The organism is Nocardioides sp. LHG3406-4 (assembly GCF_049897745.1).
Taxonomy (GTDB): Bacteria; Actinomycetota; Actinomycetes; order Propionibacteriales; family Nocardioidaceae; genus Nocardioides.
The window spans coordinates 1,018,751-1,045,252 of the sequence record NZ_JAFCWV010000001.1 but is presented as its reverse complement, the minus strand read 5'-3'; the positions used below and the strand labels follow the sequence as shown (position 1 = coordinate 1,045,252).

Annotated in this window: 21 protein-coding genes; 11 read left to right on the top strand and 10 right to left on the bottom strand. The window is 71.0% G+C overall.

What is annotated here, in order from left to right; all coding sequences use genetic code 11:
* Positions 1–47 precede the first annotated feature (47 nt).
* Complete coding sequence (locus tag ACP7BP_RS05070) at positions 48–2,474, top strand: hypothetical protein (protein ID WP_426243084.1); 2,427 nt, start codon at positions 48–50, stop codon at positions 2,472–2,474.
* A gap of 527 nt (positions 2,475–3,001) precedes the next feature.
* Here the strand turns inward: ACP7BP_RS05070 and ACP7BP_RS05065 are convergent.
* The 3 genes from ACP7BP_RS05065 to ACP7BP_RS05055 all read right to left on the bottom strand — a co-directional run bounded on the left by ACP7BP_RS05065 (position 3,002) and on the right by ACP7BP_RS05055 (position 4,745).
* Positions 3,002–3,244 (bottom strand): hypothetical protein, encoded by a 243-nt coding sequence (locus ACP7BP_RS05065; protein WP_426243082.1) that lies wholly within the window; start codon positions 3,242–3,244, stop codon positions 3,002–3,004.
* Positions 3,245–3,268: 24 nt separating this feature from the next.
* On the bottom strand, positions 3,269–3,733 hold the full coding sequence (locus ACP7BP_RS05060) for a hypothetical protein (RefSeq protein ID WP_426243080.1): 465 nt from the start codon (positions 3,731–3,733) through the stop codon (positions 3,269–3,271).
* A gap of 82 nt (positions 3,734–3,815) precedes the next feature.
* Positions 3,816–4,745 (bottom strand): LysR family transcriptional regulator, encoded by a 930-nt coding sequence (locus ACP7BP_RS05055; protein WP_426243078.1) that lies wholly within the window; start codon positions 4,743–4,745, stop codon positions 3,816–3,818.
* Between the two features lie 143 nt (positions 4,746–4,888).
* Between ACP7BP_RS05055 and ACP7BP_RS05050 the strand changes: the two genes are divergently transcribed.
* The 7 genes from ACP7BP_RS05050 to ACP7BP_RS05020 all read left to right on the top strand — a co-directional run bounded on the left by ACP7BP_RS05050 (position 4,889) and on the right by ACP7BP_RS05020 (position 11,639).
* Positions 4,889–6,457, top strand: a complete 1,569-nt coding sequence (locus ACP7BP_RS05050; protein ID WP_426243076.1) for an amidohydrolase — start codon at positions 4,889–4,891, stop codon at positions 6,455–6,457.
* 55 nt (positions 6,458–6,512) lie between these two features.
* Positions 6,513–7,397 carry an ABC transporter substrate-binding protein gene (locus ACP7BP_RS05045; protein WP_426243074.1) on the top strand — a complete coding sequence of 295 codons (885 nt, stop codon included), beginning with the start codon at positions 6,513–6,515 and terminating at the stop codon, positions 7,395–7,397.
* A gap of 87 nt (positions 7,398–7,484) precedes the next feature.
* The gene (locus ACP7BP_RS05040) at positions 7,485–8,609 is read left to right on the top strand and encodes an amino acid ABC transporter permease (protein ID WP_426243072.1); all 1,125 of its coding nucleotides are present in this window, start codon (positions 7,485–7,487) and stop codon (positions 8,607–8,609) included.
* Between the two features lie 3 nt (positions 8,610–8,612).
* The gene (locus ACP7BP_RS05035; RefSeq protein ID WP_426243070.1) at positions 8,613–9,356 is read left to right on the top strand and encodes an amino acid ABC transporter ATP-binding protein; all 744 of its coding nucleotides are present in this window, start codon (positions 8,613–8,615) and stop codon (positions 9,354–9,356) included.
* The gene (locus ACP7BP_RS05030) at positions 9,353–10,147 is read left to right on the top strand and encodes a polysaccharide deacetylase family protein (protein WP_426243068.1); all 795 of its coding nucleotides are present in this window, start codon (positions 9,353–9,355) and stop codon (positions 10,145–10,147) included. The genes ACP7BP_RS05035 and ACP7BP_RS05030 overlap by 4 nt, the downstream gene beginning before the upstream one ends.
* Positions 10,144–10,917 (top strand): SDR family NAD(P)-dependent oxidoreductase, encoded by a 774-nt coding sequence (locus tag ACP7BP_RS05025; protein ID WP_426243066.1) that lies wholly within the window; start codon positions 10,144–10,146, stop codon positions 10,915–10,917. Before ACP7BP_RS05030 ends, ACP7BP_RS05025 begins: the two co-directional genes overlap by 4 nt.
* The gene (locus ACP7BP_RS05020) at positions 10,914–11,639 is read left to right on the top strand and encodes an SDR family NAD(P)-dependent oxidoreductase (protein ID WP_426243064.1); all 726 of its coding nucleotides are present in this window, start codon (positions 10,914–10,916) and stop codon (positions 11,637–11,639) included. The genes ACP7BP_RS05025 and ACP7BP_RS05020 overlap by 4 nt, the downstream gene beginning before the upstream one ends.
* A 27-nt stretch (positions 11,640–11,666) precedes the next feature.
* Here the strand turns inward: ACP7BP_RS05020 and ACP7BP_RS05015 are convergent, their stop codons facing one another.
* The gene (locus tag ACP7BP_RS05015; protein ID WP_426243063.1) at positions 11,667–12,584 is read right to left on the bottom strand and encodes a 1,4-dihydroxy-2-naphthoyl-CoA synthase; all 918 of its coding nucleotides are present in this window, start codon (positions 12,582–12,584) and stop codon (positions 11,667–11,669) included.
* 75 nt (positions 12,585–12,659) lie between these two features.
* Here ACP7BP_RS05015 and ACP7BP_RS05010 point away from each other — a divergent pair, with 75 nt between their 5' ends.
* Positions 12,660–13,082, top strand: coding sequence for a nitroreductase family deazaflavin-dependent oxidoreductase (locus tag ACP7BP_RS05010; protein ID WP_426243062.1), 423 nt, complete (start codon positions 12,660–12,662; stop codon positions 13,080–13,082).
* Between the two features lie 11 nt (positions 13,083–13,093).
* Entirely contained in the window at positions 13,094–14,446 is a 1,353-nt protein-coding gene (locus ACP7BP_RS05005; RefSeq protein WP_426243060.1) for a cryptochrome/photolyase family protein, read from the top strand.
* Here ACP7BP_RS05005 and ACP7BP_RS05000 read toward each other — a convergent pair.
* The 6 genes from ACP7BP_RS05000 to ACP7BP_RS04975 form a co-directional block, all read right to left on the bottom strand.
* Positions 14,443–15,078: an amino acid-binding protein gene (locus ACP7BP_RS05000; RefSeq protein ID WP_426243058.1), complete on the bottom strand. Its 636-nt coding sequence runs from the start codon at positions 15,076–15,078 to the stop codon at positions 14,443–14,445. The genes ACP7BP_RS05005 and ACP7BP_RS05000 overlap by 4 nt on opposite strands.
* Before the next feature lie 72 nt (positions 15,079–15,150).
* Complete coding sequence (gene recD / locus ACP7BP_RS04995; protein WP_426243056.1) at positions 15,151–16,914, bottom strand: exodeoxyribonuclease V subunit alpha; 1,764 nt, start codon at positions 16,912–16,914, stop codon at positions 15,151–15,153.
* Entirely contained in the window at positions 16,911–20,246 is a 3,336-nt protein-coding gene (locus ACP7BP_RS04990; RefSeq protein WP_426243054.1) for a UvrD-helicase domain-containing protein, read from the bottom strand. Before ACP7BP_RS04990 ends, recD begins: the two co-directional genes overlap by 4 nt.
* Positions 20,246–23,611, bottom strand: coding sequence for an exodeoxyribonuclease V subunit gamma (gene recC / locus ACP7BP_RS04985; protein ID WP_426243052.1), 3,366 nt, complete (start codon positions 23,609–23,611; stop codon positions 20,246–20,248). The genes ACP7BP_RS04990 and recC overlap by 1 nt, the downstream gene beginning before the upstream one ends.
* A 126-nt stretch (positions 23,612–23,737) precedes the next feature.
* Positions 23,738–23,881, bottom strand: a complete 144-nt coding sequence (locus ACP7BP_RS04980) for a GPGG-motif small membrane protein (protein ID WP_426243050.1) — start codon at positions 23,879–23,881, stop codon at positions 23,738–23,740.
* Between the two features lie 148 nt (positions 23,882–24,029).
* Positions 24,030–25,142, bottom strand: coding sequence for a carboxylate-amine ligase (locus ACP7BP_RS04975; protein ID WP_426243049.1), 1,113 nt, complete (start codon positions 25,140–25,142; stop codon positions 24,030–24,032).
* Between the two features lie 296 nt (positions 25,143–25,438).
* Between ACP7BP_RS04975 and ACP7BP_RS04970 the strand changes: the two genes are divergently transcribed.
* Positions 25,439–26,077 carry an HD domain-containing protein gene (locus tag ACP7BP_RS04970; protein ID WP_426243047.1) on the top strand — a complete coding sequence of 213 codons (639 nt, stop codon included), beginning with the start codon at positions 25,439–25,441 and terminating at the stop codon, positions 26,075–26,077.
* The last annotated feature ends 425 nt before the right edge of the window (positions 26,078–26,502 follow it).

The following is a 26,502-nucleotide window of genomic DNA, read 5'->3' as shown; positions in this document are numbered from 1 at the left end:
TCGTACCCTCAGGCTCAGTCCATACCAGGGGGTTGAGGATGACTCAGATGCGTGATCCGCTTCGACGCGTTCTCGGGCCGCTGAATCCTGCTTCTTTCCGTCGACCCCTCCGCGAACTTGGTCTGTTCCGAAACTGCAGGACAGTCAACGATGTCCGTGACGTGATGCGTGAACAGGTCGAGGCTGAGGTCGCTGCCATGCTGGGGCTAGTTGCGGACGATGACGCCTTTGACGTCATCGAGCTGATGCGGATGCGAGAGTTTCCGCCGGTACCGGATCCACGCGTCGTGGTGGCTGACGGGACGGCTCTGGCCGTCGAACTGGTCAGCGCCGTCCTACTGTCCAGGGAGTCGCGTAAACCAGGTTCGACCCCGCGCCTGGACACCCGACCACACGAGAGGGTGGGGGAACTCCACGAGCGAGCGCAGCGCCTCTCGCGACTCGCGACATACGGCCACCAGCTCGAAGCGCGTCTCAGCCAAGACCCGTTGGCCAGGATCGCTGCCGAGTACCGCTCCGCGGTATTGAACATCCGCAATATGCAGTACGACACCGTCCGCGACGACCACGAAACGCAGCTACTCGATCACCCCACGGTCACCGAGATGATGCGCACCCACCTCGGCTATACCTACGCCGACGTTCTCGGAGTTCGCGACGCGATGCACCAGATCTCGGGTGACCGGATGACCAAACTGCGCGACGACAGCGGCGCGATTCTCATGCGATACCCAAACACCGCACCGAAGGACGTCCCGGCCACCGAGGTGCAGGCGTTCATGAACTTGATGATCCCGTTCATTTTCCTGCCGGCCGACCGTGCCGTCATCACCGCGACCGAGGTCGCGGCCGAGGCGAATCTGGACGTAGAGACTGCGCAAGCTGTCCTGGACTCCTACTCCCAGACCTTCGACGACTCGCAGCCGGCCGGCAAACGGGTGTACGACGTGTTGGTGGGCGAGAACCCGTTTCTTCTCACTCCGCTGATCTCCGACGGATCTGGCAACTTCGTAGCGACGACCAACGACGTTGGCCTGGATTCGCTTCGCCGGATCTTCGAAGCCGGCCTTCCCCAGAACTCTGACGAGGTCCGGCGCTACGACAAGAAGGTCCGCCAGGTAGTCACCGAACGGCTCGCGCTACAACACCTCGAAACCATCCTCGGCACACCTCCGGCGCGCGAGGGATTCGAGTACTTCGCCCCCTTGGTGGACAGCGACCACACCGCGCTCGGCGCCGACTGCGCGGAGCTGAACCGCGTCGCGAAGCAGGTCGAGGGCGACGGCCTGTTCCTAATCGAGGACGTCGCTATCTGCGTGGAAGTCAAGGGCAAGTCGATGGCCGCACAAGCGCGACGAGGCGACGTCCGACGCCTTTCGAGAGACCTCAAAGCGACCATCGGCGACGCCGCCGGGCAAGCAGCGAGGCTGCAGAGCCTCATCGAAACCAACGGTGGACTCTGGCTCGGTAACCGAACCTGGCTCGACCTCAGCCATATCCGCGAAGTGCGCTCCGTGGTCGCGCTCCTCGACGACATCGGTCCTCTCGGGACCGCGATCGGCGAGCTTCAGCGTGTCGGGATCGTTCCTGAGCAGCGACCTCCCTGGATCACCTCACTGCATGATCTCGCAACGATCGCGGAGGTCTGCGACCGGCCGGGCGAGTTTCTCCTCTACCTGCGGCGACGCACCGACAGCGGCGTCACTACCCACTACCGAGCAGCCGACGAACTCGACCTATACATGCTGTTCCTCGAAGGCGGCCTCTACGTCGAACCAGACCCCGAACAGATCAAGGCCGAACACCCGGCCGTGCCTCCGGTCAAGAAGCGAGACCAGCGCCAGCATGCAGACGACGCCGTCGGAACCCTGGTCGTCGACCACTGCGCGGAACTCAACGCGTGGATGCAGCGCCACCAAATCGAAGAGCACAACGAACAGCCGACCAAACCCGCGTTCAACACAGCCAGCGAGCTAGCGCCTCTGATCGATGCGCTCTATGAGCAGCGCGCTCCGGGATGGCTCCGGAGCACCGCCGACCTCCTTGGCCTCTCGGGTGAGACTCAGAGAAGGATTCACAAGGCAATCGCAGAGTGCGCGCGCATGACCCGTAAGGACGGCCAGTACCACGAGGTGATGCTGTCATTCGCGGGCCTGTGGGGACATCCGACCCTGTTCGCTGCAACCAGGCCCAGCGCAGCGGAGCCAGAGGTGGTCCAGTGGCGGCTCCAAACCTACATGCGCGCCAAGCGATACCAACTCAGTTCGGATCGTGCCCTCGGGCTCGTCTTCGACGGCCGCTGCAACATCGAACAAGTCATCTACCTGAACGCGCCTCACGCGGACAGCCCAGAACTGGATGCACTGGTCGAGGCGATGCAACTCCAGCCCACCGGCGACAAGTCTCCGCGACCTATTCCTCCTTCAGCCCAACGATCCACCCGGCGTCTGAGAGGCAAACGGCGCAAACGGTAGGCGCGCTTGACGGCGGCCGGGCAGGGGTCGATCCGGCGCTCTCGGCACCTAAGCCTGTCGGGACTTTCGGTGCAGGAATGGTGCGGTCACAGCGGCCCCAGCGGCCCGAGCGGCCCGAGCTGTCCGTGGGTCCGCGGGGGGCGCGGCGTGTCGTGACTTAGTACGCCTCTGGTCGAGCCATTCCGAAGCTCCTGATGTCGATAGTCTTCGTGCCGAGGTAGCTCCTGATCTCGGGCTGCGCAGCTCTGATTGTTTGGCCTCCCGCGCTGGTGCCAATGGGCCCTCGTCGGCTGTGACGTCTCCAGGCGCTGGAATCCTTGACTAGTTCGCTGCGTCATAGTGGGCGGAGTGCCCGCACCCTCCAATCACCGCACATGGGCGGACCCGTGCCACGTTCATGCCCACCTCGTCAGGTCGCGGCCCTGCACACAAAACATGGCCACATCACGCCGACGACCCCGTCAGCAACCGCTGTCGCTCCATCACGAGACTCGATTCCCGCGTCACCAACTCGTCGACCCGGGCGCTCAGCCGCGCGCACACCTGCTGCACCGCGCCGGCGGTCTTGCCGCGCTGCCTGCCACGTCGGAGATCTGTGAGCGCACCGCCCAGTCGCCGAAGATGTTGTCGAACCAGACGTCGAAGGTCTGGGTAAAGCCGTCGACGCGCAGGCCGTGGACGACGGCCTCCATGTCGACGTCGGCCAGCTCCACCGACAGATGGGCGATGGCCTGACGGGCCTGGTGGAGCAGGGCCTCCGCCTTGTCCAAAACGGTCGTACTTCATCGCGTCGCTCAGCAGGCCGCCGCCGGTGAACGTGTCGTACGTCGCCCAGTCGCCGGCCTTTCCGAGGGCCTCCCGGGCGCGGTGCAGCCGCTCGGCCGCGACGAGGCCGGCGGCAGCGCCTCGCGCACCTCCGTGAGCTCCGGGCGCGTCGCGGCGAGCTGCTCCGCCTCTGTGCCGAGAGCGATGCCGGCCTCGCCGCCGGTGCTCAGCAGCCACTCCTCCTTCGCATCGAGTGCCCGCTCGCGGCGACCCTGCACGTCGCCGAGCTCGGCAGGGCGTGCTCCGGTGCGGCGGGTCTCCTCGTGCGCAGCGAGCAGGTCCGCGTCGGCGCGGGCGACGGCGTACTCCGCCGCCTGGCGCTCGGCCTGCTCCCGGTCGAGGTCGGTGTCACGGCTGCCGCGCAGCCCCGCCCAAGATCCTCGTGGCCTGAGCGACTCGAGCGCCAGGACCCGGCTAACCCGTCGGCCGGCCACGACCACGCGTCGCGGTCCGACGTCATGCTTCTGATTTGCTTCAGCATGGCGGTGCGCCTCCGCGTGAGGGGCGGTGCTCCGGCTAGGGGGTCTCCGTCACCTCGGACGTGGAGGCGATCAGCCGGAGGAGCTCCTCGGTGATGATGTCGAGGACCTTGAACAACAGCGGGTTGTCCGGCGAGTCGCGCCGCAGGGCGAGGATCGATCGGCTCAGGCGGGTGTCGGTCAACTCCCGGCGCGTCACCCCGGGGACGTTGATCGCCGCGGTGCGAGGCACCGCGGCGATGCCCTGACCAGCGGCGACCAGGGCGAGGATCACGGCGTACTCGTCGCTGCGAGCGGAGACGCGCGGCACGAACCCGGCGACGGCGCACGCCCGGTTGAAGGAGACCGAGCCGGTGACGCCCACCGTGTGGGAGATCCAGGCCTCGTCGGCGAGATCCGCCAGGGCCAGGGACGGGCGGGCCGCGGCGGGGTGGTCGACGGGCAGGACCACGTCGAGCGGGTCGACCGTCAGGTGGTCGGCGACGAACCCCCGCGGCCACACGTAGACGGCCGACTCGAAGCGGTACAGCAGCGCCAGGTCGAGCGCCGCCTCGCCGACCATCTGGGCCATCAGGTACGACGGCTCGCCGTCGTCGATGACCAGGTCGACGTCGGGCAGCTCGGTGCGGCAGCGCCGGATCACGTGCGGCATCACCGAGCCGTTCATCGCCGAGCTCGACCCGATGTGGAAACGCCGCCGTTGACCGCCGTTCTGGGCGAGGTCGCGGACCAGCGCCTCGAGCTCGAGCAGGAGCGGGACCGAGCGTCGAGCGAGCTGAAGGCCGGCCTCGGTCGGCCGGATGGTCCGCGCCGTACGGACGAAGAGCGCACACCCGATGGCCCGCTCCAGGGCGGTCATCTGCTGCGACACGGCGGACGGCGAGTAGCCGAGGCGACTCGCTGCTCGGGTGAGGGACCCGCACTCGACCACCGTGCGCAGTGACTGGAGGTGGATCGGGTTGAGCATCAGCTCTCCTTAATTCAGACATCGCGGATGCTAGCCGCCCCTTCCTTCCCCTGGGCCGTGACGGACCCCACACTTTCCTAGCGCGGGCTCCTCCCGGACCCGGCGCCCTGACTGATCGGATCCCTGCTTTGTCGCATCGCACGATGTACTTCAACGGCGTCATCGCCACCTTCGACGGCGTCCAGCGCACGGCGCGGGCACTGGTGGTCGAAGGGGAGAGCATCGTCGCGGTCGGATCCGAGGAGCACTGCCGGGAGATCGCCGGCAGGGATGCCCAGCGCATCGACCTCGACGGCGGGTTCGTCTACCCCGGCTTCACCGACTGTCACACCCACCTGGCCAACGCCGCCCGCGAGGCCACGATGGTCGACCTGCGCACCAGCCGCAGCTATGAGGAGGCGCTGGCGGAGATCCGTCGGTTCTCCGCGGACCGGCCCGAGGGACAGTGGATCCTCGGCGGGCGATGGGCACACAACCGGTGGACGACGCCGCACTGGCCGCACCGTCGCGAGCTCGACATCGCCACCGGCGGCCGGCCGGCCGCGCTGTCCACCCTCGACGGCCACAGCATCTGGGTCAACACCGCCGCGCTCGCCCTTCTCGGCATCGACGCCGACACCCCCGACCCCGTCGGCGGCGAGATCGTTCGCGACGAGGACGGCACCCCCACCGGTGTGCTGAAGGAGACCGCGATCGAGCGCGCCCGGTCGTTGTGGAGCACGCACCACGACGTCGACCTGCGAGCCTGCCTGCCGCTCGCGATCGAACGCGCGCTCGCCGGTGGGCTCACGTCGGTCCACGACTTCGACGGCGTCGACGCGATCGAGGCCTTCGGCGACCTGCGCGACGCCGGACAGCTGCCGCTGCGAGTGTTCAAGTCGGTGCCGGTCCCCTACCTGCGCACCGCGATCACGGACGGCTGGCGCACCGGTGGCGGCGATCACTGGCTGCGTCAGGGCCCGGTCAAGATCTTCGCCGACGGCGCCCTGGGATCCCGTACGGCGTGGATGAAGGCGGGCTACCTCGACGAGCCGGGCAACCACGGACTGACGCGCACCCCGGTCGACGACATGGACGAGCTCATCCGGCTCGCCGCCGAGCACGGGATCGCCTCAGCGGTGCACGCGATCGGCGACGAGGCCAACAGCTCCGTACTCGCGCTTCTGGCCCGGCACCCCACCGACGACCGCGGCCAGAGGCTGCGCCATCGGATCGAGCACGCGCAGCACCTCGATCACGCGGCCCTCACGTCGTTCGCGCCGCTCGGCGTGATCGCCTCCATGCAGCCGACGCACTGCACCGACGACATGCACATGGTCGAGGACGCCGTACCCGCCGCCTCCCTCTCCTACCCGTGGCGCAGCCTGATCGACACCGGCGCCACCGTGGCCTTCGGATCCGACGCCCCGATCGGTGCCCTCGAGCCGTTGCAGGGCATCCATGCCGCGGTGAGCCGCCAGGACACCGAGGGTCGACCCGCCGACGGGTTCCAGCCCGAGCAGCGGATCACCGTCACCGAGGCGATCCACGCCTACACCGCGGCCGCGGCCTACGCCAGCGGCGAGGAGCAGGTCAAGGGACGGCTCGCGGTCGGGCAGCTGGCCGACTTCGTCGTCCTGTCCGACGACCTGCTGCGCGCCGACCCGTCGCTGATCCCCAAGCTGCAGGTCCACCGCACGGTGGTCGGCGGACAGACCCGATGGACCTCCTGAGACAACCCGTCACTGCACCCCAGACCCTTGGATCTATGAAGAAGGAGCACCACCCGTGAATCGAAAGCTCGTTGTGGCCGCCGTCGGATGCGTCGGCGTACTCACCGCCCTGGCCGGCTGCGGATCGGACGGCTCGTCCTCCGCCGCGGAGGATGGGAAGTCGCCCAGCTACGGCAACTGCCACCCCACCGGCACCTACGGGTCCGACCCGATCAAGCCCGCGGTCGCCGGGCAGCTCACCGTCGAGACCAGCCTGCCCTCGCCGGGCTGGTGGAACGGCGACACCCCGGACACCATCAAGGACGGGTTCGAGTACTGCATGGCCGCCGAGATCGCCCACCGCGCGGGCCTGCCGAAGCTGAAGGTCGAGGCCGTCGCATTCGACTCGATCGTCACCGGTCGCACGAAGGACTTCGACGTCGCCCTGGTCACCATCTCGATCACGCCCGAGCGCCAGGAGGTCGTCGACTTCTCCCCGCCGTACTTCAGCGGTGACATCGGCGTGCTGGTGAAGGAGGGGGAGACGGTCACGACCGACGCGCTGGAGGGCATGGAGATCGGCGTCCAGCTCGGCACCGCCGGTCAGAGCTTCGCGCAGGACAAGCTGGGCATCCCCGACAGCCAGCTCAAGGTGTTCCCCGACACCGGCACGATGACGACCGCACTGGCGTCCGGCCAGGTCGACGCGGTCCTCAACGACACCGTGCAGGCGCTGACCGTGGCGAACGCGTCGTCGGGGAGGCTGGAGGTCGTGGGACAGTTCAAGACCGGCGAGAGCTACGGCGGCGTCTACCCCAAGGGCTCGCCCAACAAGGCCGCGCTCGACACGATCATCACCGCGATGAACGACGACGGCACGCTCAAGGAGCTGTCCTCGGAGTACCTTGCCTCGACCTTCGGCAAGGACCCGACGACGGTCCCGTACCTCGACCTCCCGTGACCTCACGGCACGTGAGCGGGCACGTGAGCGGGCGCGTGACGAGCGCGTGACAGGGCAAGCGATCAAGGCACCGAAAGGAACACCGGCGTGGATGACGGGCGATCGATGACGCCAGGCCTCACGACCATCGCAGCAGGCGACGAGCAGCAGTCGATCAGGCTGCCGGTCCCCCGGCCCGGCGGCTTGATCGCAGCCGCCGCGATCGTCGCGCTGGTGGCTTGTGGCGCGAGCTGGTGGCTGACCGTGGTGATGTGGTCCAGCGGATCACCGCTGACCACGGGATTCCAGGTGGCGCTCACCGTCATCTCGGCGCTGGGCACGATCATGGTGCTGCGCCCGCTGGCTCAGTCGGCGGCGTTCTCCCGTCCGACCGGGTCCCTCGACACGGCCGAGGGCCGGAGCAAGGCGCGTGCACAGGCGGAGTCGTCGCGGCGGCGCGCCGCGGTGAGCATGGGGCTCTCGGCAGGCTTCCTGATCGTCACCGTGCTCGTCTTGTTCCTCGTGGTCAACGACGCCGAGATCCAGAAGACGTTCCTGCAGCCCGAGCTGATGAAGCTGAGCCTCAAGGAGACTCTGCTGGCCTTCCGGCAGAACGTCCTGATCGCCGTCATCACGCAGGTCCTGGTGCTCGTCCTCGGTCTGCTGCTCGCGATGCTGCGGATGTCGACCTCGGAGGCGGCCCGCCCGGTGCGGGTCCTGGCCACCATCTACATCGACGTCTTCCGCGGCCTGCCGGCGATCATCGTCGTCTACCTGGTGGGCTTCGGCCTGCCGCTGACGGGCCTGCCGTGGATCAGCACCTTCAGCACCATGTGGTACGCGATCATCGCGCTCACCTTGACCTACAGCGCCTACGTCGCCGAGGTCTACCGCTCGGGGCTGGAGAGCATCCACCCCAGTCAGGTGGCCGCCGCCCGCTCGCTCGGGTTCAGCTACCTGCAGTCGATGCGCGTCGTGGTCGCGCCCCAGGGCGTCCGTCGGGTGATCCCGCCGCTGCTCAACAACTTCATCTCACTCCAGAAGGACACCGCGGTGGTGGGCATCATCGGCTCCATCGAGGCCTTCAACCAGTCGAAGATCTACGCCGGCAACCACTTCAACGTCTCCTCGGTCACCGTGGTGGCGATCATCTTCGTGGTCATCACGATTCCGCAGGCGCGCGTCCTCGATCACCTGATGGCCCGCCAGGCACGCAAGCGAGCGAGGGGCTGACCCATGGCATTTCTTGAGATCTCCGGTCTGCAGAAGCGGTACGGCGACGTCGAGGTCCTCCGCGGCATCGACATGTCGGTCGACAAGCACGAGGTCATCTGCCTGATCGGCTCCTCCGGGTGCGGCAAGTCGACGCTGCTGCGCAGCATCAATGCCCTGGAGAAGATCGACGGCGGCGAGGTGCGACTCGACGGCGACATCGTCTCCGGCCCCGGCGTCGACGTGAACCGGCTGCGCCGCCACATCGGGATCGTCTTCCAGAGCTTCAACCTGTTCCCGAACATGAGCGTCGGCCGCAACATCGCCGTGGCTCCGCAGATGCTGCTCGGCCTGTCGGCCGAGGAGGCCAACGATCGGGCGATGACCCTGCTCAAGCGGATCGGCCTGGCCGACAAGGCCAACGCCCATCCCGACCACCTCTCGGGCGGTCAGCAGCAGCGGGTGGCGATCGTGCGCACCCTGGCGATGCGGCCATCGCTGCTGCTGCTCGACGAGATCACCTCGGCGCTCGACCCCGAGCTCGTCTCCGAGGTGCTCTCCCTGGTGCGCGAGCTCGCCCAGGACGGCATGACGATGCTGCTCGCCACCCACGAGATGGGCTTCGCGCGCGAGGTCGCCAACCGGGTGTTCTTCCTCGACAAGGGCACGATCTGCGAGGAGGGCACCCCGGACCAGATCTTCTCAACCCCGCAGCAGGCCGAGACGCAGGCGTTCCTGCGCCGGGTCATCGAGGCGGGGCGGCTGTGAGCGCACGGTTCGCCTGGCCCGACGGGGCGAAGAGCGGGTTTGCGATCAGCCTCGACTTCGACGCCGAGGAGGTCTGGATCGGCGAGGACCCCGCCAACGCCGACCGCCCCGGCGTGCTCTCCCAGGGCACGTACGGCGCCAAGGTCGCCGTCGGCCTGATCCTGGAGCTCCTCGAGCGGCGTGGGATCACGGCGACGTTCTTCGTGCCTGGCCGGGTCGTGGAGCGGCACCGGCCGCAGGTCGAGCAGATCGTGGCCGCGGGCCACGAGCTCGCGCACCACGGGTACACCCACACCCACCCCAACCGCCTCACCGCCGAGGAGGAGTCGCGCGACTTCACCAGGGCCTACGACCTGCTCACAGGGGTGGGTGCGACCGTCAGCGGCTACCGGTCGCCGGCGTTCGACTTCAGCCCGGCGACGCTCGACATCATGGCGGCCCACGGGATCGTCTACTCCTCGAGCCTGATGGACGACCTGTACCCCTACCGACACCCCAACGGCGTCGTGGAGTTGCCGGTGCAGTGGATCCTCGACGACGCGCCGCACTTCTGGTTCGCCAACAGCAGCTGGACGAAGACCATCGCGCCGACGTCGCACGTCTTCGAGATCTGGTGCGAGGAGACGGCGGCGATCCACGACCTCGGCGGGCTGACGATGCTGGCGCTGCATCCGCAGATCATCGGCCGCCCCTCGCGCCTGGTGATGCTCGAGCGCTACCTCGAGTTCGTGCAAAGCCTCGAGGGCATCCACATCGGCACCTGCGCCGAGATCGCGGCCCTGGTGCCGTGACGCGCACCGCACTCGTCACCGGAGCCACCGGGGGCATCGGCCGGGCCGTCACACGGCGGCTCGGCGCCGACGGCTGGTCGGTGATGCTGAGCGACCGTACGGCGCACGTGGAGCAGGTCGCGGCGGAGCTCGCCTCCGAGAACGTGCCGGGGTCCTACCGGGCCCGGACCTGTGACGTCAGGTCCGCTGCCGAGGTCGCCGACCTGATCGCCGCGGCGCATGACCGTGACGACCGGCTGGACCTGGTCGTCGTCAACGCGGGGACCGGCGGTGGCTCCGACCAGCTCGTCGACCTCGACGAGGGCGAGCTCGGCGCCGTACTCGCGGTGAACCTGACCGGCTGCTTCCTCACCATGCGGGCGGCCGCCCGCGTCCTGCTGGCCCAGGGGTCGGGATCCATCGTGGTGATCAGCTCGCTCTACGCCCAGCGACCGGTTGCCGGCGCGGCCGGCTACAGCGCGTCGAAGGCCGCGGTCGAGGCGATGACCAAGACCGCTGCCCTCGAGCTCGCACCCCACGGTGTGCGGGTAAACGCGATCGCCCCGGGCTTCGTCGACACCGCCATGAGGTGGGACGCACTGCGGTCCCGCGCCGAGCGGGACGCAGTCACCCCCGAGGAGCTTTACCAGGCGGACGTCGAGACGGTGCCACTGCGCCGCTACGGCACCGGGGAGGACGTCGCCGGATCGGTGGCCTTCCTGGCCGGGCCCGACGCGGGCTACATCACCGGGCACGTGATCGACCTCAGTGGCGGGCTGTCCCTCCTATGACCGCGGCCCGGCTCGCCGGCGAGCGCGCCGTCGTCTCCGGCGCGGCGTCCGGTATCGGCGCCGCGTGCGTCGATGCGCTGCGGGCCGACGGCGCCTCCGTCGTCGGCATGGACCTCCACGGGGACGGCGACATCCTGGCCGTCGACGTGGCTCGGGAGGAGCAGGTCGTCGAGGCGATCGCGCGCGTCACCGAGCGTCTGGGTGGCGCGCCGACCATCGTCGTGTGCGCCGCCGGTGTCTACCCGGTCGCGGCGCTGAGCGACATGCCCACGAGCGACTGGGACCGGACCCTCGCCACCAACCTCACCGGCGCCATGAACTGCGCGCGCCACGGGGTGGCGGCCGCTCGTCAGGACGGTCACGGCGCCGCAGTCGTGCTGGTGACGTCGATCGGGGCTGTCCGGTCCGACTGGCTGGAGCCTTCGGCGGCGTACTGCGCGAGCAAGGCCGCACTCGACTCCCTCGTCCGATCGATGGCCGGCGAGTGGGCCGCGTCGGGGGTCCGGGTCAACGGGGTCGCCCCCGGCCTCATCGACACCCCGATGCTGCGGACGATGGACGACCCCACCGCCGGGGCGGCGAAGATCAAGGACCGGATCCCGCTCGGCCGGCTCGGGACTGCCGCAGAGATCGCGAGCGTGGTGCGCTTCCTCGTTTCTGCGGAGGCCTCCTACGTCACCGGGACCACCGTCACCGTCGACGGCGGCTACCTGGTGCGGTGATCTCGACCTCTGACCTGTGAGGCCGGCTCAGTAGTACCAGGGGTACGGCGACCAGTCGGGCTCGCGCTTCTCGAGGAACTGGTCACGGCCCTCCTGCGCCTCGTCGGTCATGTAGGCCAGCCGCGTCGTCTCGCCGGCGAAGAGCTGCTGGCCGACCAGCCCGTCGTCGATGAGGTTGAAGGAGTACTTCAGCATCCGCTGAGCGGTCGGCGACTTGCCGTTGATCTTCGCGCCCCAGTCGAGTGCGACCTTCTCGAGCTCGGCGTGCGGCACCACCCGGTTGACCGCGCCCATCTGGTGCATCTGGTCGGCGGAGTACTCCTCGCCGAGGAAGAAGATCTCGCGAGCGAACTTCTGGCCGACCTGGCGAGCGAGGTACGCCGACCCGAAGCCCCCGTCGAAGCTGCCGACGTCGGCGTCGGTCTGCTTGAAGCGCGCGTGCTCGCGGCTCGCGAGGGTGAGGTCGCAGACGACGTGCAGCGAGTGGCCACCGCCCGCGACCCAGCCGTTGACGAGGCAGATCACGATCTTGGGCATGAAGCGGATCAGCCGCTGGCACTCCAGGATGTGCAGCCGGCCGAGCTTGGCCTTGTCGACGGTGTCGACGGTCTCGCCCTGGGCGTACTGGTAGCCAGCCTTGCCCCGGATGCGCTGGTCGCCGCCGCTGCAGAAGGCCCGCTTGCCGTTCTTGTCGCTCGGTCCGTTGCCGGTGAGCAGCACGCAGCCGACGTCGCTCGACGTGCGCGCGTGCTCGAGCACCGACAGCAGCTCGTCGACGGTGTGCGGCCGGAAGGCGTTGAGGACGTCGGGCCGGTCGAAGGCGATCCGGACCGTGCCGTGCGCCTTCGCCCGGTGGTAGGTCAGGTCGGTCAAGGCCTCGAAGCCCGGGACCGGATCCCAGTCCGCCGGGTCGAAGGTCTCGCTGACGCCGTCGATCGCACTCATGGCGTCATCGTAGGGATGCTGGAATCACCCCCGTCGACGTGGTGTTGTGGACACATGACACTTCAAGGCGAATACGTGCCCAGCGCTGAGCAGTGGGTGCGCGACCAGGTCGCGGAGTTCGAGGCGTCCGACGGCCAGCGCGCCAACACCCTCCGCTCCTCCGGCGACCCGATCGTGGTCATCACCTCGGTCGGGGTGACGTCGGGCAAGCTGCGCAAGAACCCCGTCATGCGCGTCGAGCACGACGGCAAGTACCTCGCCGTCGCCTCTCTGGGCGGCGCCCCCGAGGACCCGGTCTGGGCGCACAACTTCCGCGCCCATCCCGAGGTGGATCTCCAGGACGGCTCCGACAAGGCGACGTACGTCGCCCGCGAGCTCTCCGGCGACGAGCGCGTGGAGTGGTGGGACCGGGCGGTGGCCACCTGGCAGACCTACGCGTCGTACCAGGAGAAGACCGACCGGCTCATCCCGATCTTCCTGCTCGAGCGCACCGGCTGAGTGATGCCGGCATGACGTCCGTCATGTGGTTCCGGCGCGACCTGCGCCTGCGGGACAACCCCGCCCTGCGGGCCGCTGCGGCCGACGGCGACGTGCTGGGGCTGTTCGTGCTCGACCCGGTCCTGTGGCGCTCCGCCGGCCCCGCGCGCCGGGCCTGGCTGGCCGGCACCCTGCGCAGCCTCGACGAGTCGATGGGCGGCAGGCTGTGCCTCCGCTCGGGCGACCCCGCCACGGTCGTGCCGGACGTCGTGGCCGCCGTCAGGGCGACGACGCTGCACGTCGCCCACGACTCCAATCCGTATGCGCGCTCCCGCGACCGGGCCGTCGTCTCCGCCCTGCCCGGGTCGGTGACCGGCGTCGCGACCGGCACGCCGTACGCCGTGCCGCCGGGGAGCCTGAGCAACGGCTCGGGCGATCCCTACAAGGTCTTCACACCCTTCGCCAGGGCGTGGCGGTCGCACGGTTGGGAGCCGCCGGCGCCGGCGCCTGACGGACTCTCGTGGGTGGGGCACCCCGGCGACGAGCCGGCCCGCGCGCTGCTCGACGAGGCGGCCGGGGAGGGGCCCGAGGGCATGCCGAGGCCCGGTGAGGACGCCGCGCTGCGCCGCTTCCGGGAGTTCGTGGAGCGTGACGTCGACGACTACGACGACGTTCGCGACGACCCGGGTGCCGACCGCACCTCGCGGATGTCGCCGTACCTCAAGCTCGGGGTGGTGCACCCGCGCCAGCTGCTCGCCGAGCTCGCCGGCCGGCGCTCGCCGGGGGCGGCGACCTACGAGAAGGAGCTGGCCTGGCGGGAGTTCTACGCCGACGTGCTGCACCACAACCCGGACTCGGCGTGGCGCGACCTGAGGCCGGTGCCGGGGCTGACCTACGACGAGCCGGAGGACGCCGTCGAGGCGTGGAAGACCGGCACCACCGGCTTCCCGATCGTCGACGCGGGCATGCGGCAGCTGCTCGCCGAGGGGTGGATGCACAACCGGGTCCGGATGATCACCGCGAGCTTCCTGACCAAGGACCTGCACGTGTGGTGGCCTCTCGGTGCCCGGCACTTCCTCGACCACCTCGTCGACGGCGACCTCGCGTCCAACAACCACGGCTGGCAGTGGGTGGCGGGCACGGGCACCGACGCGGCGCCGTACTTCCGAGTGTTCAACCCGGTCACCCAGGGCCTGAAGTTCGACGGCCACGGCGACTACGTACGCCGGTGGGTGCCCGAGGTCGCGCATCTGCCGGGCAAGGCCGCGCACGAGCCGTGGGAGCACGCCGAGGGCTACGCGCACGGCTACCCGCGCCGGATCGTCGACCACGCCGAGGAGCGGCGGGTCACCCTGGACCGGTATCAGCGGGGTCGTCAGTCCTAGCCCGGCCGGTCCTGCACCTGGGCGCGATCGGTGATGTCGAGCGCCAGCCCGGCCAGGTGGTCGAGCCGCGCCAGCTCGGAGTCGAGGAACTCCGGGCCGCCGTGCCGGCCCAGCACGAGCGCCTCGCTCCCGAGTGAGGCCGCGCAGAGCAGCAGGTTGTCGTCGTTGCTCTCCAGGCGGCTGGCCCCGTTGAGCGCGGGCCAGTCGAGCCGCTCGGGCGCCGCCTCGGTTGCCCGGACGATCTCGCAGCCGTGGTCCGTCCGCCGGACCCGGGCACCCCAGTCGACCCGGAACGTCACCGGCATCAGGTCGACCAGCCGGTCGAGCGCCGAGGCGGGGTCGACCGTGAGGGCCTCGACGACTTCGAGGTCCAAGAAGAGGTTGGTGCCCGCGGCGTACCGGCTGATCCATAGCACCTGAACGCTGTCGATGGTGTTGCACGCCGAGACGATCGAGTCGGGCATCACGCCCGGGACGAGCTCGAGCATGATGTCGTCGATCGCGGTCCCGTCGGAGGTCTTCTCGACGATCTCGATCGCCTCGATGTCGCCGCCGGCCTCACCGATGGCGGTCGCCACCCGGCCCAGCGATCCCGGAACGTCGAGCAGCTCCACGCGTAGCAGAAACGCCATCACGCCCTCCCCAGGGTTGTTGCCACGACCCTAGCCGGGTGATGTGTCGTGTGCGTTTCGTCTGCGGGGTGGTCAGGAGTCGGCCAACCGCCGGGCCAGGCCGGTCGCCCGTTGGGCGCGATGGCCGACCGCAGCACGGACCGCCGACTCGGGGCCGATCACCCGCACCCGGCTGCGCGCCCGGGTGACCGCGGTGTAGAAGAGCTCGCGGGTGAGCAGGCGAGAGTCCTCGTCGGGGAGCAGGACCGTGACGACGTCGGCCTGGCTGCCCTGGCTCTTGTGGATGGTCATCGCGTGCATCGTGTCGACGTCGCCCAGCCGCGAGGGGGCCACCTCGAGGGGGCCGTCGCTCCCGATGAGCGCGACGCGCCGATTGCCGCCCCGGTCGACCACCACGCCGACGTCGCCGTTGTAGACGCCGAGCGCGTAGTCGTTGGCCGTGACCAGGAGCGGGCGGCCGACGTAGGCGGTCTCGTAGAGAGGGTCGCCGGTCTCGGCGGTGATCCACTGCTCGATGCGCCGGTTCCAGTGGCGTACGCCGTAGGGCCCGTCGCGGTGCGCACACAGCAGCCGGTGCCGGTCGAGGGCGGCGAGCGCCTTCTCGGCACGACCGGCCGCGGCAGCGTCACGGACGGCGAGGGCGACCTCCAGGGACGTCGCCCGGATCTGGGCGGCCGGGTCGTCGTCGACGATCCACTGCACCGCGTCGTGCCCGGCGGACAGCGCCTCCACCACCGCGTCGGCATCGCCGTCGCGCAGCGCCTCGGCCAGCGAGCCGATCTCGGCGCCGTAGCGGTGGGTGGTGCGCAGCGCGGCCACCGGCGAGTCGGGGCGCCCCTCGAACCCGCGGACCAGGTCGCTCAGGACGGCGCCGGCGTCGACCGAGGACAGCTGGTCGGGGTCACCGACCAGGATCAGCCGGGCGTCCGGGCGAACCGCCTCGAGCAGCCGGGCCATCATCGTCAGCGACACCATGGAGGTCTCGTCGACCACGACCACGTCGTGGGGCAGCCGGTTGCGGCGGTCGTGGCGGAAGCGGGTGGAGTTGCCGGGCTGGGGACGCAGCAGCCGGTGCAGGGTGCCGGCCTGCAGCCCCGCCAGGCGGGCCTGGTCGGCCGGCGACAGGTGGGTCGCCGCCGCGTGCACGGCCTCCTGCAGCCGGGCCGCCGCCTTCCCGGTGGGAGCTGCCATCGCCACCCGCATGACCTCGCCGCGCACCTCGTGCTGCTCGGCGAGCGCGACGAGCAGCCCGGCCACGGCCGTGGTCTTGCCGGTCCCCGGGCCGCCGGTGATGACCGTCGTCCACTGGCTCGCGGCGCGCACACAGGCGCCACGCTGCTCGTCGTAGCCGGCGAGGGGGAAGACGCGGTCGAGGGAGGCCCGCATCAGCTCGGGGTCGTGGGGTGGGGCGGAGGCGGCGCGCGCGGTCAGGTCGTCGAGGACCTGGGTCTCCTGCTCGTGGTAGCGGTCGAGGTAGAGCAGGCCGACGTCCCAGTGGAGGACCCCCAGGCCGAGCAAGGGACTGCCGGCGACCGCGTCGGCCCAGGGAGCGGGCTCGGGCCAGGGCAGCGTGTCGGCCCTATCGTCGGCGCCCTCGATGTCGGCCACCGTGGCGAGGTCGAGGCAGACCGACCCACCACGCACCGCGCGGCAGGTCAGGGCGATGGCGAGCAGCACCCGGTTGTCGTGCTCCCCGCCGAGCTCGCCCAGCGTGCGCGCCACGTGCACGTCGGCCGACGTGATCACCCCGGCCGAGTTGAAGGCCCCGAGCAGACCGCCTGCCTGCAGGGCCAGTCGGGAGTCGAGGGGGTCGGTGACCTCGAAGACGTCGCTCATCGCCCGGCTCCCTGGAGCACTCCGTCGAGCAGGGCCGAGAGCTCCTCGACCAGCCCGACGGGCGGCTGCCAGGCGAAGACGCCGCACGGCGCTCCGTCCACCCGCGGCGTCTCCGGTCCGCACATCCCGCGCAGGTAGAGGTAGAGCACCCCGCCGAGGTGCTGCTCGGGGTCGTAGCCGGGCAGCCGCCACCGCAGGACGCGGTGCAGCACCACGGTGTAGAGCAGCGCTTGGAGGGGGTAGTCGGAGTGCCCCATCGCCTCGTCCAGCACCGACGGGCGGTAGTCGCGGGCCGTCAGGTCGGTCCCGATCTCGCCGAGCCAGTTGGTCTTGTAGTCGACGGTGAGGTAGCGCGCGGCTCCGTCGACCTGCACCCGCATCACGACGTCGATCGAGCCGGTGAGGTAGCCGCGCAGCGGCTGGCCCGACAGCGCCGCGTCGGCGTCGAGCGTGTCGGCGTACGACAGCACCGGGTCGCCCGCAGGCAGGTGCCGCCGCAGCAGGGGGGCGAGGTCGCCGAGCGTCACGTCGTCGCCGGAGTACGCCGTGTCGTCACCGCCGGCGAGCGGCAGCTCGAAGTCGAGCTCGGTGAGCCGGTCGGCGGAGCCGACCTGCAGCAGCGTGGTCTCGGCGGCCAAGGGCCCCAGCGGGCTGGTGCAGACGGCGACGAGTGCATCGGCGAGCTCGTCGGCGTCGAGGTCGACCGGCCACCAGGTGCGCTGGTCGGCGATGTGGGCGAGCAGCTCGGCGCGGAAGTCGGACGCCCCCGGGTCGGCGTGCTCGAGCACGGCGTGCACGAGGGAGCCGAAGGTCGCGCCGACGGGCAGCCCGGCCATCGGGGAAGCGACGGCCGCCAGGTCGAGCTGGTCGGGGGCGGTGGAGACGACGAGCTCGACCTCGTCGTCGAGCTCGGGCACCTCCTCGGGCTCGCTGAGGTGCCGGTCGGCGCCGTGCGCCGCCGACTGCGCGGCAGCCGAGAGGGAGGAGTAGGACGTACGACGCCAGCTGGTGTCGACCTGCCGGGTGAAGGCGCGCGCATCGAGGGGCGGGCGGTCGTGGGGCAGGTCGCCGTCGTCGGCGGGGTCGCTGTCGGCGAGCTCGGGCCACAGCCCCCCGGCTGTCCGCCAGTGGCCGAGGATCTCGACGGCCCGGTCGTCACCGACGATCGCCTGCTCGTCGGGCACCAGGGGCATGCCGGGGCGCCGGCCGAAGAGCACGCGGTGCAGCGGGGAGGCAGGCGTGTTGTGCTCCGCCGCGGCGTACCACGCGACGACCTGCGACTTGGCCCGGGTCAGCGCGACGTAGAGCAGGCGCAGCGACTCGCCGGCGTCCTCGGACGCGTGCCGGGCGAGGTGCGCCGACCGGAGCGGGCTCGGGCCGCCGACGTCGCGGCAGCGGTGCCCGTCGTCGTCGTGGAAGAGGGGCACGCCCGGCTCACGGCCGGTGTAGCGGTCCCACAGGGTCGGGAGGTAGACGATGGGGTACTCCAGGCCCTTGCTCCCGTGGACCGTCACCAGCTGCACTGCGGCCGCGTCGGAGTCGAGGCGACGGGTGCGCTCGGACGCGACCTCGAGCTTGTCGTCGGCGACCTGGGCCCGAAGCCAGCTCAGCAGGCCGACGATGCCGAGGCGCTCCTCGACCGACACCTTGTGCAGCGCCTCTCCGATGTGGCGCAGGTCGGTGAGGGTGCGCTCCCCGCCGACGCGGGCGAGCACCCGGGCCGTGAGGCCGTCGACGACGGTGCACTCGAGCACCGCGGCGACGCCGCGGGCACTCAGCACCTCCGCCAGGGTGCGCACCGAGTCGGCGAGGTGGTCGGTGCCCTCGTCGCCGCCGGTGTCGAGGTCCGCCGCGGTGAGCCCGAAGAACGACGTCAGCGCGGCCGCTCGCACCCGGTCGGCGCGGTGCGGCTGCTCGAGCGCCTCGAGCAGGCTGAGCCACTCCGTCGCGGCAGGGGTGTGGAAGACCGAGCCGCCGGCGTTGACCACCGACGGGATGCCCAGCTTCGTGAGGGCGAGCTGGGTCGCCTGCAGGTCCGTGCGCTTGGCCGCGAGCACCGCCACGTCGCCGGGCCGCACCGGCTCACCGTCGAAGGTGGCGCCCGAGGTCAGCAGCCGGGAGATGTCATGGGCGAGGTCGTCGATGACGTGCGCCCGCCAGCGCGACACCGCGGGCTTGCTGCGCGGGCCGGCCCCGATCTCCGCCCGGCGCGCCAGCCGCATCCGCAACGGCGGGCCGGCGCCGACCAGCCGCGGCTTCTCGTGGTGCGCCTCGACGGCGTGTACGACGATGCGCTCGTCGCCGAGCGCGGCACCCTCGAGCAGCACCTGCACGGCGTCGAGCAGCGGCTTGTCGGACCGCCAGTTGACGCCCAGCGTCTGCCGCGTCGTCGCGGTCTCGGCGGCGTCGAGGTAGGTGACGATGTCACCACCACGGAAGGCGTAGATCGCCTGCTTCGGGTCGCCGATCAGCACCATCGTGGCCACCCCGCCGAAGGCCCGCTGGAACACCTGCCACTGCACCGGGTCGGTGTCCTGGAACTCGTCGATGAGCGCGACCTTCCAGCGGTGCCGCATCCGCTCCCGGGCCGGGGCGCCCTCGGCCGACAGCGCGTCGGCGAGCTGGCTCAGCAGGTCGTCGTAGCTGAGCACGCCCAGCCGGCGCTTGCGGCGCTCGACCTCGTCGAGGACGTCCTGGGCGAACCGCACGCGCGCGGCCGCCACCGAGTCGGGTGCGTCGGTGAGCACGGCCAGCGGCTCGACCCTGGCGCGGGGATCGTCGACCACAGTGCGGGCGATCTCGAGAGCCTCGCGCCTGCTCCACATCGGGGTGGTCGTCCCCGCGAACCGGGCGAGGTACAGGTCGTCGACCACCTCCCCGGTCAGCTGCTCGAGGTCCTCGACGAGGATCGCGCCGGCGTCGGTGTCGCCGGCGACCCCGAGGCTGCGCAGCACGAGCTGGCAGAACTGGTGGATGGTCGCGATCGTCGCCGCGTCGAACGACGTGAGCGCTGCCGTGAGCCGGGCGTGCTTGATCGCGCGTTGCGCGGGGTCGGCCAGCAGGTGGTCGAGGAGGTCGCTCTCGCGGCGAGGGGCGGTCGGGTCGGCGAGGGCGCGCTGGGCCTCCACCAGCTGCTCGCGCACCCGCTCGCGCAGCTCCTGGCTGGCGGCGCGGGTGAACGTCACGACCAGCAGCTCGTCGAGCGTGGCCTCGCCCTCGGCGACGTACCGCGTGACGAGGGCGGCGATGGTCCAGGTCTTGCCGGTGCCGGCGCTCGCCTCGAGCAGGGTGGTGCCGGTCGGCAGCGGCGCGGTGATGTCGAAGGTGTCCATCAGGTCTGGATCCCCCGGATGCTCTCGCGGTCGCTGAGCAGCGGGCCCCACACCCGCCAGGCGTAGTGACCCAGCCGGTGCGCCGGACCCACCGGCGTCTCGTCGGCGCGCAGCGGCGTCGTCAGCATGGAGTACGGCGCGTGCTCACCGAACGCGCGGACGTGCCACGCGTCGGCGTCCTCCTTGGGGAAGCCGGTGTCGTCGAACCGTGGGGTGGTCCACTCGCGCTCGGCCCTCCCGTCGGGGTCGGCGTCGCGGCCGGCCGAGGCGTAGACGTGGTCGGCGGCGTAGGCCAGCGACGTCTTGACCGGCAGCGGCAGCGGCTCCCGCAGGCCCCGCTCGTAGACGTCGACCAGCTCGCGCAGCCACGCGCGCGCCTCGTGCTCCGGGAGGGGCTTGACCATCGCGACCTGGCCTCCGGAGCGATGCTTGCCGATGGTGTGCGCGGTCCAGTTCTCGTCGGGGTGCCCGGCGGCCAGCGCCAGCGCGTCGAGCCAGGCGGCCAGCCGTTGCTTGGCGCCGAGGTTGGAGTAGCTGACCGAGACCAGGTCGTTGCCGTAGACGTTGCCGACGGTGCCGGTGAGCCGCCGGTCGCCCAGGTCGATGTCGACGTCCAGCGAGCGGGCCGGGCCGGTGCGCAGCGCGAGGGCCTGCGTGACGAGCGGGCGCACCTTCTGCACCACGGCCGTGAGCACCCCGGCGCCGAGGTCGCCCGGGGGCAGCAGGCCGCGCAGCTGCTCGGCGGTCATGCCGGCCTGAGGGTCGGCGCCCGCCAGCACGTCGGTGACGAGCCGGTCGCCGACCGCCCACTGCTCGAGGTTGTCGAGCTCGATCGGGATGGCGTTCTTGGCCTCGTCGGCGTCGTACGGCGTGGAGACCCGCAGCCTGCTGCGGAAGAACGCCTTGACGGGGTGGCGGAAGAAGTCGTGCAGGTCGGCCAGCGACACGTCGGGGGAGGTGTCGGCGGCCGAGAGCGGCTCGGGCACCAGCTCGCGCACCTCGATCCGGGTGCCTCGCGCCGCCTCGGCGCCGGCGAGGGCAGCGCGGTCGAACGTGAAGGGGTGGTCGCCGACCAGGCCGCCGGGCACGAGGTTGACCTCGTCGAAGGGCTGGAGCGGGTGCCGCACCAGCACCCGGTCGCGCACCGGAGCCTCGGTGGTGACGTCGAGGGCGTCGAGCAGCTCGCCGAGGGGTACGGCGGGTGGCCGCTCGGCGCCGTTGTGCTCGCCGCGGCCAGCGTAGGTCACGACGAGCGTCTCGGTGGCTGCGCCGATGGCGTCGAGCAGCAGCTGCCGGTCCTCGGACCGGAGGTCGCGCTCGCCGGTGCGGGGTCGGCGGGCGAGTACGTCGTCGCCGTCGACGGAGGCGATGCGTGGGAAGACCCCGTCGTCGAGGCCGACCAGGCACACCACCCGGTGCGGCACCGACCGCATCGGCACCATCGTGCAGACCGTGAGCGTGCCCGTGCGGAAGTTCGAGCGCGTCGGCCGGCCGCGGAGGCGGTGACGCAGCAGGGCGCGCACGTCGGCGTGCCTCAGGGTCGTCCGGTCGCCCTGCGCGCCTGCGCGGATGCGGGCCAGCTCGCGGTCGAACTGGGCCAACTGCCACACGTCGTCGCCGGCCACCGTCGTCAGCTCGTGCACACCGCTGGCTAGGGCGTCGGTCCACTCCTCCACGGTGCCGGCGCGGCCGGCGCGCAGGAGGAACTGGTGCAGCCGGTCGACGAACTCGGCGAACCGGCCGGCCAGCTCGAGGTCGGCGTCGCCGACGTCGTCGAGCGGCAGGGTGGCCGCGACGAAGCGATGACCGGTGCCGGACATGGCGGCGCCCAGGAGCACCCGACGCATGCCGGTGACCCAGGTGTTGGCTTCGATCGCCAGCCCGAACTCGCCGCGGTGCGCGGCGTCGTAGCCCCAGCGGATGCCGGCCTCTCCCACCCACGCCGCGATCCGCTCGAGCTGGTCGTCACCCCAGCCGAAGCGCAGCCGCACCTCGTCGCTGCCGGCGAGGTCGAGCACCTGCGTGGCGGTCAACCGGCCGCCGGCGAGCTCGACCATCGCCGCCGCGACCCCGAGGAGGCCGTTGGTGGCGCCGAGCGAGCGGTCGGCCAGCCGCACCCGCAGCCGGTGGGCCGGGTGGCCCACGCCCTCGCCGGCGACGTCGGAGAGGCCGAAGCCCGCCGAGATCAGCGGCGCGTAGGACTCGATGTCGGGGCACATCACCAGGATGTCGCGCGGCTCCAGCGTCTCGTCGTCCTGGAGCAGGCCGACCAGCACCTCACGGAGTACGTCGACCTGCCGGGCCGCGCCGTGGCAGGCGTGCACCTGGACCGACCGGTCGGCGGCGTCGAGCACGCGGGCGGCGCGTAGGGCGGGCGGCGCCGCCTGGTTGCCGCGGAGGTCGGCCTGCAGCCAGCCGAGGAGCGACGCGGGCGTGGGCGGAGACGGCGCGACCACGGCCTCCTCGACCGCGACGCTGCCCAGGGTGCGCCGCAGCTCCCGCGAGTCGCGCCCCAGGGACGCCAGCAACGGGTGGTGCACGCGCGTCGCCGAGTCGTCCTCGGCCCGCCCGACCGGGCCCTCCGCGGCGGTCGGCGCCAGCGCCTCCCAGAGCGGGGCGGACGGCTGCGGCAGCCACAGGTGCACGTCGCGGAGCTCACCCAGCGCAGCAAGCAGCTGCACCTCGGTGGCCGGCAGCCGGGTGTGGCCGAAGAGCGAGAGTCGCGACGGCAGGTCCAGGGCGGCGCCCCCGGCGCGCAGCCGCTCGAGCGTCGAGGTGTGGCGCACGTCCGGAGGGGCCGCGTCGACCCGGTCGACGAGGCGGCGCCAGAGCTCCGCCTGCCACCGCAGGTCGCCGTCGAGGTCGAGGCCGGCCCCGTCCGTCGCCCGGCCCTCGCGCCAGTCGGTGACCAGCTGCGGCCGCTGCACGGCGTACGACGCGAAGAGGCCGGCCAGACGCCTGGCCACGGAGTAGCGGCGCGAGCTGCGCTGGTCGTCGGCGTCACCGTGACCCAGGTGGGCCGACAGGGCCTCGAAGCCCGGCTCGCCGAGCGCTGCGTCGATGACCTCGAGCAGCGGCCAGGCCAGCCGGTCGGGCTCCCACGGGTCCTCGGTGTCCTTGTCGAGCAGCATCGCGACCAGGGAGTGCGGGCTCACGAAGGAGACGCCGGCGCACACGCCGTCGCCGCCGCGGGGTCCGGTGCCGAGCCGGTGGGACAGCCGCTGGATCAGCCAGCGCTCGACCCCCTTGGCCGGCACCACCACCACCTCCTGCGCGAAGGGGTCGGCCAGCGGGCCGGCGAGCAGGTCGGCGAGCCCGTCGGCCAGCAGGTCGGTCCGCTCGGCGCGGTGGAGGTGCAGGGCCATCGGCCTCACCCTAGGTGCGCCGACCGACAGAGGTGACCGACAGAGCCGGGGACGGGACCGGGTCGACTGCCCGGAAATGGCAGCACCCCCGCCCACGAGGGGCGGGGGTGCGAGCCGGGCGCGGCATCAGGTGAAGATGCTGACGCCTCCAGGGCCGACGAGCAGGCCGACGATGATGAGGACGATCCCCCAGAGCATCTGGCCACGAACGAGCGACACGATGCCGCTGACCACGAGGATGACGGCAAGAATCCACAAGAGGAGTGCCACGGTTTTATCTCTCTTCCTTCTAGTCCGGCGCTGCCCTCTGGGGTGCGTCCGGAACGAGCCATCAACCTTCACACGCTTGCTGGGGCGCTGTAAACCACCGGTTCGGACGTAGGGCGCGCTCGACCTCACTCACGGATGGGCCGCGATGTCAACCGGCCGGGGCGACGGTCCAGCGCCGGAGCCGACCTACCACGGAGGCGAGGTCGCCGTGCTCGTCGAGGGCGCGCCGCTGGCGGTCGGCGCCCGTCCCGGCGGTGCCCAGCCGGCCCAGTGCGTCGGTCACGAAGGTCAGGTCCCCGGCATCCTCCAGCGCGGGTGCGACGTGGTGCAGCAGGGCGGCGAGTGCGGCTGCCGCGGGCACGGGGCCGCCTTCCAGGGGATGGAGCAGAGTGTCGGTCAGCCCGAAGCGCGCGGCGCGCCAGGCCCCGACCCGCAGCTGGTCTACCCGCCACGGGACAGGCGGAACCCCTCGACGGTGTTCGCGTGCGGCCGTCTCCGTCAGTGCCCGGCTCAGGGCGGCGACGGTGAGGGCGTCCTCGACCGAGGTGCAGGCGTCGGCGACCCGGAACTCGACAGTGGGATACCGAGCCGACAGGCGTACGTCGAGGTTGAGCAGCCCGACGTCGAGGATGGCGCCGGTCTCCAGCATGCGCACTGTGAGGGCGTCGTACGTCGTGACGTCGCCGAAGAGCTCTGTCGGCCCGCTGCTCGGCCACTGGCGCCACACCTGGGAGCGCCAGCTGGCGAAGCCGGTGTCCTGGCCGTGCCAGAAGGGGGAGTTGGCGCTGATCGCGAGCAGCAGCGGCACCCACGGCCGGACCCGGTCGATGACGCCGACCCCTTCGGCGCGGTCCTCGACCTCGACGTGCACCTGCACCGCGCACATCAGGGAGTCCGCGGCGACCCGCCCGTAGGTGCCGCCGATCTGCTCGAAGCGATCCTGGTGCACGAGGGGTCCGTTGGGGGCGTCGACCACGGGTCCGGCCACAGCGACCGGCGCGACCCCGATCGTCGCCGAGGCGCGTGCCAGGGCGGCGCGGGCGGAGCGCAGGCGAGTCCCGATGTCCTCGAGCCGCACGGCCGGGGCGGTGACGATCTCCACCTGGGCCTGGAAGAACTCGCGCACCAGCGTCACGTCGACGAGGTCGTCCGTGTCGGCGGCGCACAGCGCCAGGACCTGCTCGGAGCTGGGGCTGGGCGCTCCGAGGGAGTCGACCAGGAGCAGCTCCTCCTCGACTCCGACTTGCCGGACGTTCACCATCGAGGGCCGCAGGACCGCATGACCGTGTCCACCATCTCGTAGCCTCCGTATAGACGTCGCGCCCGACGCGTCCGCGCTGGTCCTCATCGTGCCAGCGCGCAGCCGCAGACCGCGTCAAGCCGGGGTACGCCGACACGATGGCGTGCCTGCGCCGGTTACTGGTCTTCCCGCCGACATGTCTGCAATCAGGGGGTTGATGGCCTGATTGACGCAGCGCGGAAGGCTCGGTCGAAGGCACCGTGGATATCGCAAGAGACCGTCCGAGTCCGCGAAGACCATCCGAAAGTGAGCAATCCATGACCGAGACCATCGCCGGGGTAGCGATTCCCGAGACCTCTGCCGTAGCCGAGGCGACTCGCCTGATCGAGGAGTCGGTCACCCCGCTCCTGTTCCACCACTCCCGCAGGGTCTTCATCTTCAGCACGTTCCAGGCCCAGGCTCTGAACCTGGACGCCGACCCCGAGCTGCTCTACTTCGCCTCCCTGTTCCACGACTCCGGCCTCGTGCCGCCGTTCTCGGAGCCCGAGCAGCGGTTCGAGGTCGACGGTGCGGACAACGCCCGGAGGTTCCTCCTCGAGCGCGGCTTCTCCGCGCAGGCTGCCGACACGGTGTGGCAGGCGATCGCGCTGCACACCACGCCGGGCATCCCGACGCAGATGGGGCCGGAGATCGCTGCGACGCACCTGGGCGTCCTCACCGATGTCCTCGGCTTCGGCCTGGCCGAGCTCGACCCCGCACTCGTCGAGGAAGTCACCCGCGCACACCCGCGCGGCGACTTCAAGAACGGGTTCATCGAGGCCTTCCACGACGGTCTCAGGCACCGCCCCGACACGACCTACGGCAACATGATGGCCGACGTGCTGGACCACTTCGTGCCTGACTTCCGCCGCGGCAACATGGTCCAGAGCATCCTCGGCTCCCCCTGGTCCGCCTGACCGGCAGCGGCGCATCGCCTCGCGCGAGAAGCAGATCGGCCCCTGTCCTGCGTGTCCGCAGGCCAGGGGCCTTTGCCATGCGCGTGCCTTGCGCGCCTGTAGGGATTCGAACCCCAAACCTTCTGATCCGTAGGCATCACCAGCACGGGACCAGACCCGACCACCCGCGACCGGGAAGCAGCGACTGAATCGCTACTCCTTGCGGGTTTTCCGGGCCTCTGGCACGCCGGCTTGGTCATGTCAACTACCGATGCCGCCACCAGCCGACGTTTGAGGGCGCGTCCCGCCAGAGCAGCCCTGGCGACACCAGTCGACCTCGCCGCTCGTGCATACCGGACTCCCCGCTAGCGCGCCACTCGGCGAAGCTCCATCACAGCGGACCGAAGCGCCCAGTTGGTCGGCGCGCCCAACGTGAGCCGACCGCT